This is a genomic window from Actinoplanes sp. NBRC 101535 (genome assembly GCF_030269225.1).
GTDB classification, from domain to species: domain Bacteria; phylum Actinomycetota; class Actinomycetes; order Mycobacteriales; family Micromonosporaceae; genus Actinoplanes; species Actinoplanes rectilineatus.
The window spans coordinates 456439-468952 of record NZ_BSSY01000003.1 but is presented as its reverse complement, the minus strand read 5'-3'; the positions used below and the strand labels follow the sequence as shown (position 1 = coordinate 468952).

Annotated in this window: 8 protein-coding genes; 4 read left to right on the top strand and 4 right to left on the bottom strand. The window is 71.3% G+C overall.

All coding sequences use genetic code 11. The annotated features are described in order from the left end of the window. The first annotated feature begins 35 nt into the window (after nucleotides 1-35). Complete coding sequence (locus QSK32_RS11125; RefSeq protein WP_285471827.1) at nucleotides 36-839, top strand: TVP38/TMEM64 family protein; 804 nt, start codon at nucleotides 36-38, stop codon at nucleotides 837-839. Between the two features lie 48 nt (nucleotides 840-887). Here QSK32_RS11125 and QSK32_RS11120 read toward each other — a convergent pair whose 3' ends face one another. Then, entirely contained in the window at nucleotides 888-2129 is a 1242-nt protein-coding gene (locus QSK32_RS11120) for a winged helix DNA-binding domain-containing protein (RefSeq protein WP_285471826.1), read from the bottom strand. A gap of 76 nt (nucleotides 2130-2205) precedes the next feature. Continuing rightward, nucleotides 2206-5007: a leucine--tRNA ligase gene (gene leuS, locus QSK32_RS11115; protein ID WP_285471825.1), complete on the bottom strand. Its 2802-nt coding sequence runs from the start codon at nucleotides 5005-5007 to the stop codon at nucleotides 2206-2208. A 434-nt stretch (nucleotides 5008-5441) separates the two neighbouring features. Between leuS and QSK32_RS11110 the strand changes: the two genes are divergently transcribed. From QSK32_RS11110 to QSK32_RS11100, 3 genes are read left to right on the top strand one after another with little or no spacing between them, the layout of a single operon-like run. After that, entirely contained in the window at nucleotides 5442-6482 is a 1041-nt protein-coding gene (locus QSK32_RS11110; protein ID WP_045745967.1) for an AAA family ATPase, read from the top strand. A gap of 3 nt (nucleotides 6483-6485) precedes the next feature. After that, a complete protein-coding gene (locus tag QSK32_RS11105) occupies nucleotides 6486-7784 on the top strand; it encodes a DUF58 domain-containing protein (RefSeq protein WP_045745966.1) in 1299 nt (432 codons plus the stop codon). Next, a complete protein-coding gene (locus tag QSK32_RS11100; RefSeq protein ID WP_285471824.1) occupies nucleotides 7781-10243 on the top strand; it encodes a transglutaminase TgpA family protein in 2463 nt (820 codons plus the stop codon). The genes QSK32_RS11105 and QSK32_RS11100 overlap by 4 nt, the downstream gene beginning before the upstream one ends. 412 nt (nucleotides 10244-10655) lie before the next feature. On the opposite strand, the gene QSK32_RS11095 is transcribed toward QSK32_RS11100, so the two are convergent. Both QSK32_RS11095 and QSK32_RS11090 read right to left on the bottom strand, forming a co-directional pair. Further along, nucleotides 10656-11045 carry an SCO2097 family morphological protein gene (locus QSK32_RS11095; protein WP_045745964.1) on the bottom strand — a complete coding sequence of 130 codons (390 nt, stop codon included), beginning with the start codon at nucleotides 11043-11045 and terminating at the stop codon, nucleotides 10656-10658. A gap of 297 nt (nucleotides 11046-11342) precedes the next feature. Continuing rightward, nucleotides 11343-12512, bottom strand: a complete 1170-nt coding sequence (locus QSK32_RS11090; protein WP_285471823.1) for an alkaline phosphatase family protein — start codon at nucleotides 12510-12512, stop codon at nucleotides 11343-11345. Nucleotides 12513-12514: the final 2 nt, after the last annotated feature.

The window sequence follows — 12514 nt, the reverse complement described above, 5'->3', positions numbered from 1 at the left end:
CTGGACCGACGATGAAGTGGGGACGGTAAGCCTGTATGACCGACATCCTGATCGCCCAGCGGGGCGCCGGTGTGGCCGCGGACTCTTCGGCGGCTCCGGCCGCCCCGCAGGTCACCAGCATCGCCGCGGACCCTCAGGCCGGCCCGGTCGCCGCGCAGGCTGCCCCGATGAGCTGGAAGCGCCGGGCGCTCCGCTTCACCACGCTGGGCGTCGTGGTGGGTGGCCTCGCGGCCGCCGCCGCGATGCTCCCGCTCCGCGAGATCGGTGACAACGTCGACCGCCTGGGCATGGGCGCCCCGGCGGCCGTCGCGGTGGTGGGCGGCCTGCTCCTGTCGGTCCTGGTCCCCCGCACGGCGATCACGCTGCTCTGCGGCCTGCTCCTGGGCGCCGCGACCGGCGCGATCGCCGCCATGGCCGCCGCGATCATCGCCGCGACCGCCACCTACTACGCGGGCCGCTGGGCCGGCCGGGGCGCGCTCAAGGCACACGCCGGCAGCAGACTGGACCGCCTGGACGGCTGGCTGAACAACCGCGGGCTCTCCGCTGTGCTCCTGGTCCGTTTCCTGCCGCTGGCTCCGTTCGGTCTTGTCGGGTACGCCTACGGCACCACCAGCGTCTGCCGCAAGCGTTACCTCCTGGGCACCACGATCGCCGCGATCCCGTCCACGGTCACCTACGCCGTGATCGGCGCCGCGGCCGCCCGCCCGGGCGACATGTCCGCAGCCACCCTGGCGCCCGCGGCCATCAGCTTCGCCCTCTCCACCGCCATCGTCCTGCGCTGGCGCTACACCTCCCGCCGCGCCGCCGCCACCCCGGTCGTGGCCACCGCGGCAGCCTGACAAACCCTCGAAGATCCGGACCGGCCCCGTGCCGGTCCGGATCTTCTTTCATGGGTAAGCGGGAAGCAGGCGAACCTCGGCAGCGGGCAGCGGCTTGGACCACCAGTGGGCGTAACGGCTGTAGACCAGCGGCTCCCGGGCCGCCAGGAAAGCCGACAGGGACGCAGCCTCCGCGGCCAGCGCGTCCCAGACCGGGCGGGACAGGGGGTGGAAGGCCGTCGCCTCGATGCCGCCGGGAACCGCGCGCCAGACGCCCGCCACGTAGCCGTCGACGAGCAGGGTGGGCAGGACATCGCCGTTCATCCGGATCACCAGTCGGCGGTAGCCGGGCGGGATCACCCGGGACCGGTCCGCATAGGCCAGCAGGATGCTGTCCCACATCGGCAGCAGCCGGGGCGGGGCGGGCGCGTCCTCCGGGGGTAGCGGGGCGCCCGGCACGTCATACAGCCGATTGCCGGGCAGATGAGTGAGCTGATCGCCCAGGGCGAGCACCGCGGCGCGCAGATCCGCGGCCGGGATCAGGGTGAACTGGCGGATGTCGGCAATGGTCGCCGGACCGAAAGCGGTCAGGTAGCGCAACACCAACCGCTGGATCGCCTCGTCGCGGGACGGCTCCGCAGACAGGCCCGAGCCGGGAACGGCCCGGGACGACTCCACCGACAGGACCGGATCAGGGGCGACGCGGGACGACTCCAGCGACAAGGCCGGAACGGGAGCGGCGTGGAAGGCCGACCCCGGAACGGGAGCGGCGTGGAAGGCCCGGGAGGCGAAGGACCACGGGCCGCCGGTCGGCGTGTGGTGCAGGGCCGCGAACGTGCGCAACGCCCACCACACCCCGGGGCGCTCACCGCCGAGACGGGCGGCGAGCATGGCCTCGATCTCCGCCGGGGTGCGCGACCGGGCGGCGAAGTCGATCAGCTCGGGCAGCAGGGCGTCCGCGTCGGCGACGGTGAGGCCGCTGCGGGTGAATCGGGTGTCGCCGAGACGGGCGCCGCGCAGCACCGGCAGGACGGCCCGGTGCCAGAACGGATGGTCGTCGGCGTGGACGGCGTGCAGGGTGATCCGCAGAAGGGTGGCCTTCACGAGCGTACCGGAGAGAAAAGCCTCGTCGAGGGAGTCGCCGTCGAAGCCCGCCACCCTGTTCCAGATCGCGAGGTAGGGCGTGGCAGGCGCCTGCGCCTGCAGCCCGACGAGCCGGCGCACCGCCTCCGGGGCCGGGATCCGCGCACGCTCCAGCAGCATCTGCCGGGCCAGGGTCGCCCGGTTCAGCCCCCGCTCACTGATCGACACCCGCACATCCAAGCACCGGCCCCTGACAGAAACAGCCCGCCGCGAGGGTACGCGACGGGCTGTTTCGTGACGTTCGTCAGATGACGACACTCACCAGTCGTCCCGGGACGACGATGACCTTCTTGGGGGTACGGTCGGCGATCACCTCGGCGACCGCGGCCAGGGCCTGCTCGCGGACCTCGGCCTCCGGAGTGTCCGGGGAGACCTCGACGCGGCCGCGGACCTTGCCGTTGACCTGTACCGGGTACGTGATGGCGTCGGCCACCAGCTGCGCCGGGTCGGCGACCGGGAAGTCGGCGTAGGCCAGCGTGCCCTCGTGGCCCAGCTTGCCCCACAGCTCCTCGGCCATGTGCGGCGCGAACGGCGACATCATCAGGACCAGCGGCTCGATCGCCTCGCGCGACACCGTGGACAGCGGGGTCAGCGTGTTGGTCAGCTCGATCAGCTTGGCGATCGCGGTGTTGAAGCGCAGCTCGTCCATGTCCTCACGGACACCGGCGATGACCTTGTGCAGGACCTTGCGGCTCTTCGGGTCCAGCGGTTCGTCGGTGACGCGGACGCCGCCGGTCTCCTCGTCGACCACCAGACGCCAGGCGCGCTGCAGGAAGCGCTGCGAGCCGACGACGGCACGGGTCTCCCAGGGGCGGGAGACGTCCAGCGGGCCCATCGCCATCTCGTACACCCGGAACGTGTCGGCGCCGTACTGCTCGCACATGTCGTCCGGGGTGACGACGTTCTTCAGGCCCTTGCCCATCTTGCCGTACTCGCGGTAGACCTCCTGGTCGCCCACGAACCACTTGCCGTCGCGCTCGACGGCCTCGTCGGCGGGAACGATCATGCCGCGGGCGTCGCGGAACGCGTACGCCTGGATGTAGCCCTGGTTGAACAGCTTCTTGAACGGCTCGAACGACGAGACGTGGCCCAGGTCGAACAGCACCTTGTGCCAGAAGCGGGAGTACAGCAGGTGCAGCACGGCGTGTTCGACGCCGCCGACGTACAGGTCGACGCCGCCGGGGTCGCCCTCGGAACGCGGGCCCATCCAGTACGCCTCGTTGTCCGGGTCGACCAGGGCCTTGTCGTTCTTCGGGTCCAGGTAGCGCAGCTCGTACCAGCAGGAACCGGCCCACTGCGGCATGGTGTTGGTCTCGCGGGTGTAGGTCTTCAGGCCGTCGCCCAGGTCCAGCTCGACCTGCACCCAGTCCTTCTTGCGGGACAGCGGGGTCTCCGGCTCGGTGTCCGCGTCGTCCGGGTCGAAGGTGCGCGGCGAGAAGTCGTCGGTGTCCGGCAGGACGACCGGCAGCATCGACTCGGGCAGCGCGATCGGCAGTCCGGTCTCGTCGTAGACGATCGGGAACGGCTCGCCCCAGTAGCGCTGCCGGCTGAACAGCCAGTCCCGCAGGCGGTAGGTAGTCGCGCCGGTGCCCTTGCCGTTCTCCTCCAGCCACGTGATCATGGCGGCCTTGGCCTCGGCGACGCCCTTGCCGTCCAGCCAGTCGCTGTTGATCGCCACACCGTCGCCGGTGAAAGCCCCTTCAAAACCTTCAGGAGCCTGCACGGTACGGATGATCGGCAGCTCGAAGACCTCGGCGAACGCCCAGTCGCGTTCGTCCTGTGCGGGCACCGCCATGATCGCACCGGTGCCGTATCCGGCCAGTACGTAGTCGGCGATGAAGACCGGGACGTCCGCGCCGTTGACCGGGTTGGTCGCGTAGGCGCCGGTGAAGACGCCGGTCTTGACCTTGCCGTCGGCGGTCCGCTCCTCCTCGGTCTTGGCAGCGGCGGCCGCCCGGTATGCCGCGACGGCCTCCGCCGGGGTGCCGGCACCGCCGGTCCACACGTCCTTGGTGCCGGCCGGCCAAGCCTGGGGAACGATCCGGTCGACCAGATCGTGCTCGGGCGCCAGGACCATGTAGGTGGCACCGAACAGGGTGTCCGGACGAGTCGTGAATACCGTGATTTTGTCCGATTCAGTGGAAAAATCAACGTGCGCTCCACGGGAGCGGCCGATCCAGTTGCGCTGCATCAGCTTGACCGGCTCCGGCCAGTCCAGGCTGTCCAGGTCCTCGACCAGGCGGTCACCGTACGCGGTGATGCGCATCATCCACTGCTTCAGACTGCGCTGGAAGACCGGGAAGTTGCCGCGCTCGCTGCGGCCCTCCGGCGTGACCTCCTCGTTGGCCAGCACGGTGCCCAGCCCGGGGCACCAGTTGACCGGGGCTTCGGACACGTACGCCAGGCGGTATCCGTCGATGATCCTGCGACGCTCGGTGGCGGACGCGGCGGCCCACTCCGGCCCGCGCTCGCCGGCCTCGAAGGAGGCGATCAGCTCGCTGATCGGCCGGGCCTTCTGCACCGAGGGGTCGAACCAGGAGTTGAAGACCTGCAGGAAAATCCACTGGGTCCAGCGGTAGTAGTCCGGGTCGGTGGTCGAGAACGACCGCCGCTCGTCGTATGCCAGGCCCAGCCGGCGCAGCTGCTGCCGGTAGCGGTCGACGTTCGCGGCGGTGGTGACCGCCGGGTGGGTACCCGTCTGCACCGCGTACTGCTCGGCGGGCAGGCCGAAAGCGTCGAAGCCCATCGGGTGCAGCACGTTGTAGCCGGTCATCCGCTTGTAGCGGGTGTAGCTGTCGGTGCCGATGTAGCCCAGCGGGTGGCCGACGTGCAGGCCTGCGCCGGACGGGTACGGGAACATGTCCTGCACGTGCAGCTTGGGCGCGCCGGCGCGCGGGTGCGTGGGGTCGGCCAGGTCACCGGCCGGGTTGGGCGCGTGGAACGTCCCGTTCTCGGCCCAGAACGCCTGCCAGCGCAGCTCGATATCACCGGCCAGCGCAGCCGTGTAGCGGAACGGCGGGGTCTCGGTGTCGCTCATCTTCACCATCTCGTCTAAGTCATCCGGGCTGGGGTCGACGCGCTCCGGGGCATAAAAAAGCCCCTCACGCAGGAGGGGTCGCCGTGCCTGATCCGATCCTCAGGAACCGGTATCGGATCAGCACGGCCGCCTAAGAAGCAGAACGGACCGAGCCATGGCATGGATGATACCCGCCGCCCGTCACGGACGGCGACCGGTATACGGGGCGGGTGAAATGGTCACTGCTGTCCACAGCCGACCCCTTCCGTCCGTCTTACCGGTGTGAGCTGCGGTGTTCCCGCTTGCGATCAGGGCTTTCGGTGATGTGTACGGACGGGGCTAACCTGTGGGGACGGGCGGCGAGCGCCGGAGGCCCACGGACCGCTGGGCGCCCGCAACCTTCGATGCCCCCTGACGGTGGGTGACCGTCGGATCACCGGGGCAAAACGACTTGGAGGAGGCCCGTGACAACGCCGACCTGGGGTGAGCCGGCAGGACCGCTGACGCTTGCCGAGTTCCGCACCGCGACGCAAGCCATCATGGCCAACATCGAGCAGGTCATCGAGGGCAAGAGTGCCACGGTCCGGCTGGCCGTCGCGGTGCTGCTCGCCGAGGGACACCTGCTGATCGAGGACGTTCCGGGGGTGGGCAAGACCAAGCTCGCCAAAGCCCTCGCACGCTCGATCGACTGTTCCGTGCGGCGCATCCAGTTCACGCCCGACCTGCTGCCCAGCGACGTGACCGGGGTCAGCGTCTACAACCAGGAGACGCGCGACTTCGAGTTCAAGCCGGGCGCGGTCTTCGCCAACCTGGTCGTCGGCGACGAGATCAACCGGGCCTCGCCGAAGACGCAGTCCGCGCTGCTGGAGTGCATGGAGGAGCGGCAGGTCACCGTCGACGGCACGACCTATGAACTGCAGGCGCCGTTCATGGTGGTCGCCACGCAGAACCCGATCGAGATGGAGGGGACCTACCCGCTGCCGGAGGCGCAGCGGGACCGGTTCACCGCCCGGATCGCGATGGGCTACCCCGACCCCCGTGCCGAACTGGCGATGCTGACGACACACGGTGACCACGACCCCCTCAACGACGTACGCCCGGTGGCGGACGCTCCGCTGGTGCGGCGGCTGATCGCCACCGCCCGGGACGTGCACGCCGCCGAAGCCGTCCAGCAGTACGCGATCGCCCTGGTCACCGCGACCCGGGAGGCACCGGAGATCCGCCTCGGCGCGTCCCCGCGGTCCACCCTGCAGCTGCTGCGCACCGCCAAGGCGGTGGCCGCGCTGGAAGGCCGCGACTACGTGCTCCCGGACGACCTGCAGGCGCTCGCCGTGCCGGTGCTGGCCCACCGGATCATCCCGACCGCGGACGCCCAGCTGAACCGGCGCACCACGGACGCGATCGTGTCCGAGATCGTGCACCGGCTGCCGTTGCCGCACGACCGGTCCCGCAACCCGTACGACACCAGGAACGGCGGCACGCCGTACGAGTCCCGGGGGCGGTGACCTATGCGAGAGGCGCTGCGGGGGCTCACCACGCGCGGCCGCTCGTTCCTCGCCGCCGCGGTCGCCGCGTCCATCTCGGCGATCATCCTCGGCGAGCGTGACCTGCTGCGGGTCTCCGTGCTGCTCGCTGCCCTGCCGCTGCTCGCCGCGTGGTACGTGGGACGCAGCCGGTACCGCCTGGCGTGCTCCCGGTCGCTGGACCCGGGCCGCGCCCCGGTCGGTTCCAGCGCGCGGGTGATCCTGCGCCTGCAGAACGTGTCCCGGCTGCCCACCGGCACCATGCTGCTGGAGGACCGGTTGCCGTACGCGCTCGGCAGCCGTCCCCGGGTGGTGCTCGAACGGCTCGGCGCGCACCAGGCCAGTTCGGTGGCGTACACCGTGCGGGCCGACGTGCGCGGGCGTTACCCGATCGGCCCGCTGGTCGTCCGGCTGACCGACCCGTTCGGGCTGTGCGAGCTGACCCGTTCCTTCCCCAGTGTCGACCAGTTGACCGTGATCCCGCAGGTCACCGCGCTGCCCCTGGTGCGGCTGGCCGGCGAGTACGCGGGGACCGGCGACAGCCGGGCCCGTTCGGTGGCGGTGCACGGCGAGGACGACGCGGCCACCCGGGAGTACCGCCGGGGCGACGACCTGCGCCGGGTGCACTGGCGGTCGACCGCCCGGACCGGCGAGCTGATGGTGCGCCGGGAGGAACAGCCCTGGGAGAGCCGGGCCACCGTCGTGCTCGACACCCGGCTCACCGCACACCGCGGTGAGGGGCCGACCGCCAGTTTCGAGTGGGCCGTCGCGGCCGCCGCCAGCATCGCGGTGCACCTGCGGCAGAACGGCTACAAACTGCGGTTGGTGACCGGCACTGGCGTCGACATCGACGCGATCGAGGCCGGCGGGGAAGGACTGATCCTGGACACCCTGGCCGACGTCAAGCTGACCGCCGAGGGCGACCTGTCGACCCTGGTCCAGCACGTGCGTCACCGGTCCGACGGCGGGCTGGTGATCGGATTGTTCGGCACCCTCACCCTCGCCGAGGCGGAACTGCTCGGCCAGCTGCGCGCCAACGGTGCCAGCTGCATCGGCTTCGCCGTCGACAGCTCCACCTGGACGCCGCTGTCCGACAGCGACCGTGAGGCCGCCGACCGGGACCACGGCGCCGCCTCCCTGGCCATGGTGCGCAGCGGATGGCGGTCGGTGCCGGTCCGGCACGGCGACACACTGGCCGCGATCTGGCCGGCCGTCAGCCGCGGCTCGCAGGGCTTCGCCTACCGCGCGCCGATGGCCGAGACCGTGAACGGGGTGAACCGATGACCGGCAGGCGACGTCTCGGCATGGTGGCGGCGGCGGCCACCCTGCTCTCCGCCGCGCCCCTGTCCTCGATCTTCGAATCGTGGACCTGGCTACTGCAGTGCACTCTCACCGTGCTGATGATCGCCGGGGCCGCGGTCGGGGCACGGACCCTGCGGTTCCCCACCTGGGCGCAGACCCTCAGCATGATCGTCGCGCTGACGCTGGCGCTCACCTGGATCTTCCCCAGCGGCAAGGAGATCCTGATCCCCCAGCCCGCCACGCTCGGGCACTTCCTCGACCTGTTCCGGCAGGCCGGCGAGGACACCCGGGCGTACGGGGTGCCGGTCCCGGACCGCGACGGCCTGCTCTTCGTCGCCGTTCTCGGCATCGGCGTGGTGGCGATCGCGGTCGACCTGCTGACCGCGGTGTTCCGCCGTCCGGCCCTGGCCGGCCTGCCGATGCTGGCGATCTACTCGATCCCGGTCGCCGTCTACCTCGACAGCGTCCCGGTGCTGCCGTTCATCGTCGGCGCCTGCGGATACATGTGGCTGCTGGTCGCCGACAACGTCGACCGGGTCCGCCGGTTCGGCCGCCGGTTCACCGGCGACGGACGCGACGTGGACGTCTGGGAACCGTCCCCACTGGCCGCGGCCGGCCGCCGGATCGGTGTGCTCGGCGTGATCGTCGCGGTGCTGCTGCCCCTCGCGGTGCCGACCGTCAGCGGCGGCCTGCTGTCCCAGCTCACCCAGGCCGGCTCCGGGGCCGGGCTCGGCTCGGGCACCGGCAGCAACGGGCGGATCAACCTGTTCGCCTCGCTCAGCGGGCAGCTCACCCAGAACGCCACGATCAACCTGCTCAAGGTCACCACGAACGAACCGGACCCGTTCTACCTGCGGTTCGGGGTGGCCGAGGCGCTGACCGACGAGGGCTTCGGCAACCAGACGCCGAAGGGCAACTCGCTGTCGCGGGGACTGCCCGACCCGCGTCAGCTGGCCGCCAGTAGTCAGGCCAACTACTTCGCGTACCGGGCCGAGATCGAGGTCAGTGGCGACCTGCGGCAGAGCATGGCACCGCTGTACACGTACCCGACCGGCGTCCAGAACATCAACGGCAACTGGGCGTACGACTCGTCGCAGCAGGTCCTGTTCGCGGCCCGGACGACAACCAGCGAGCAGAAGTACACGATCGACTACCTGCGTCCCCGGTTCACCGCCGCCGAGTTGCGCACCGCCGAAGCGCTGCCCCGCAACGACCCGCTGCGGCAGTACACCGCCGCGCCCGACGACGCGGTCGTGAAGGCGCAGGTCGAAGAGCTGATCGCGGGCAAGAAGACCGAATACGACAAGGTCCGGGCGATCTACGGGTTCTTCTCCGCGGACAACGGGTTCAAGTACAGCCTGTCGACCCAGACCAGCGGGGCGGCCTCGGAGATCGCGACGTTCCTGAACACCCGGACCGGCTACTGCCAGCAGTACGCGGCCGCGATGGCGTGGATGGTCCGCGAGGCCGGCATCCCGGCCCGTGTCGCCTTCGGGTTCACCCGGGGCACCTCGCTGGGCAACGGCGTCTACCAGATCACCAACCGCAACGCGCACGCCTGGACCGAGGTCTACCTCGACGGCTTCGGCTGGGTGCCGTTCGACGCCACGCCGGCCGGCGGGGTGGCCGGATCGGCCCGCTCCTCGTGGGCGCCGAACGTGGACCAGGCCGAACCGAGCGCCTCCGCGTCGGCCGGCACGACCACGCCGGACGACGACTCGTCGGCGGCGCCGAATCAGCCGCAGACCCCGGACCGCAACATCGACGGCAGCAACCCGACGGCGGAGGGCGCCACCCCGGCCGACAGCGGCGCCTGGACGACGGCCCTGCTGATCGTGGCCGGGTTCGCCCTGCTCGTCGCGCTGCTCCTGGTCCCGGCGATGCTGCGGGTGCTGCAGCGGCGCCGGCGGCACGCGGCCACCGAGAGCGTGACGACGGTGGTGGCGGGCGGACCGGACGGGCAGGACGGCACCGTCTCGGACATCGTGGTCACGACCGAGTCGACCCGGGCTCGTGCGGACGCCCACGCGGCCTGGGACGAACTCATCGACACGATGGTCGACTACCAGGTGACGGTGGACCCGACTGAGACACCGCGGCTCACCGCCCAGCGCCTGATCAAGGAGTCGGAGCTGAGTGGCGACTCGGCCGAGGCGGCGACCCTGCTGGGCACCGCTGAGGAACGTGCGCGGTACGCCCGGCAGCCGATGCAGGGCGTGGAGTTGACGGCGGCGCTCGGCCGGATCCGGGCCGGGCTCGGGGAGGCGGCGACGTTCCGGGTCAAGGCCCGGGCGATGCTGCTGCCCCCGTCGGTGCTGATCGGCTGGCGGCTGGGTGCCGCCGAGGCGTTCACCCGGCTCGCCGAGCGGGCGACGACGGTCCGGGACGCGATGGTCCGGTTCAGTCCGCGGCGGTTCATGAACAAGCGCGCCACACACTGAACGGCTGAACCGAACGGTGGAGGCCGTCACCCCGGATCCGGGGTGACGGCCTCCACCGTTTCCAGCACCGGGCGCGGACGATTCGGCGGGCATGCCCCGTCACCGTGCCGGCTGGTCGGCCGACGTGAGCGCGTGTAGTCGGATTCACCTGCGCGCACAGCCGAGTGAGGCGATACGGCGAGCGCAGAGCGGACCGGCACGAGCGCGATCAGAGGCGAGCGAGCACGGGCTGGCTCAGCGGGCTGGACACGCGCGCACGATGGGGAACAAGCGCTGGGCAGCCCGGCGGGGAAGACAAGCCGCAAGAGCGGGATAAACCCGGACAAGGCTCGCAAAACGAGCGTAAGCGGAAACGACGAAAGGCGGCCGGACGGCCGCCTTCGTCGCCGGAACCCCTGGCGTTACCGCCGGGTCAGCGATGACCTTCCGGCCGCTGGCGCCACCGTTCCTCGAGCCGGTCGATCAGTCCACCCCGGCGGCCGCCCTGCCGCGTGCGCCGCGTCGCGGTGCCCCCGACCGATTTGAGGTCGGGCGCCTGGCCACGACGACGGGACTGCATCGCGAACGCCGCCGCGCCGAGCATGACCGCGAAGCCGGCCACACCGAGCGGCGTGCTCTGGCTCACCGTCCCGTAGACAACGAGGGCGAGACCCAGCACGATGACGAACGCGGCGATGATGAGCCGGCGCCGTGCGTGAAAACGCGGGTCGCTGGCCCGCACAGCCGAGGCGAACTTGGGGTCCTCGGCAAGCGACCGCTCGATCTGATCGAACAGCCGCTGCTCGTGCTCCGAGAGCGGCACGGCATTCCTCCCCGGGCGCATGTCCGGCTCCGTGGTGGAGCCGGTGGTGGTGCAGGTGTGATGATGCGGGGCAGCCGTCGGCTGCCTTACCACGCAAGTCTACGAGCGGGTCGGCGGGTCGGAAAGCGGGACGACCGCCGAGTGCGGGTGATTTTCCGTGCTCCGAAGATCGGTTCGTCCCAAAAGACCGGCTACACCGGCCGATCACCCGTACGGATGACTCCCCTCACCCGCGGTGAGCTGGCTTGACGCATGATCCCGGAAAGGGCTCGCCGATCGACCGGCCCGGATGGGTCGTCATCGTACGATGAGCAGCGGAACCGTCATTTCGGCGGCGGTGACGGACCCGTGGTACGCGACCAACCGCCCCACCTTCTCCGGTTCCCATCCGGTGGCGAGCGCCAGCTCCCTCCCCCGGCAGATGATCACCACGTCACCGATCCGGTCGGCGTGCGCCGCGGGCACCGGACCGAACCAGCCCTCGTCGATCACCTGGTCCCGGGAGAGCACCAGAGAGTCCGAGAGTGCGCGCCAGGTCTCCAGCACGCCGTCCCGGGCGCCCGGCGCCGTGTGGAGGTACCGGACCCGGGGCTCCCCGGCCGCTCCCGTCACCCCGTCGGCCAGCGCCGGCGTGGTGGCCATGTCGAGACGGCCCTCCGCCGGCACGTTCAGCTGACCGTGGTCGGCGACCACCAGCAGCGCCGCACCCGGCGGCAGACCGTGGGCCAGTTCGTCGAGCAGCCGGTCCACACCCCGGGCCGCCTCCTGCCAGGTCGGCGAACCGACCCCGTCCTCGTGCCCGTAGTGGTCGAGGTCCGGGTGGTAGCCGTACACCAGCGCGGGTCCGGTCGCCGCCCGCAGCGCCGCCAGCATTCCGGCGGCCACCGCCGGACCGTCGGCCGCGCCGATGTAGACGCCGCCCCGGTTCGCCGCCAGGCTCAGCCCGCTGCCCTCGAAGGCGGGCCGGCTCACCACGCTGACCGCCACGCCGGCCGCCGACGCTCGTTCCATCCAGGTCGGCACCGGCTGCCAGAGCCGCGGGTCCGGGTCGTCGCCCCAGGAGATGTGGGTGAGCACGCCGCCGTCCGGCCGGCGGACCGTGAACCCGAGGATGCCGTGTTCCCCCGGCGGCACTCCGGCACCGAGGGTGACCAGGCTGACCGGGGTGGTCGAGGGGAAACCCGCGGTCAGCGTCCCGGCGTGGCCGCGTCCACCGGCGGCCAGGTCGGCCAGCACCGGGGCGAGGGGCGCCATCAGCGGCAGCTGGTAGGCGCCCATGCCGTCGACGAGCAGCACCGCGACCTTGGTGATCCCGTCGAGACGGGCGCCGAGACCGAGCACGTCCTCCGCGCCCGGGACGTTCAGCACCGCGCACACGCTGGGCAGCAGATCGGCCAGGCTGCCGGTGCCGTAGGCGGGCGCCACGGTCCGCAGCGCGTCGGGGTGCAGACCGTCGTCGAAAGTCATGA

Excerpts from the sequence above, each read along its gene's own strand:
- QSK32_RS11125 (WP_285471827.1), top strand. The coding sequence starts at position 36 with ATGACCGACATCCTGATCGCCCAGCGGGGCGCCGGTGTGGCCGCGGAC.
- leuS (WP_285471825.1), bottom strand. The coding sequence starts at position 5,007 with ATGGTGAAGATGAGCGACACCGAGACCCCGCCGTTCCGCTACACGGCT.
- QSK32_RS11105 (WP_045745966.1), top strand. The coding sequence starts at position 6,486 with ATGCGAGAGGCGCTGCGGGGGCTCACCACGCGCGGCCGCTCGTTCCTC.
- QSK32_RS11100 (WP_285471824.1), top strand. The coding sequence starts at position 7,781 with ATGACCGGCAGGCGACGTCTCGGCATGGTGGCGGCGGCGGCCACCCTG.
- QSK32_RS11090 (WP_285471823.1), bottom strand. The coding sequence starts at position 12,512 with ATGACTTTCGACGACGGTCTGCACCCCGACGCGCTGCGGACCGTGGCG.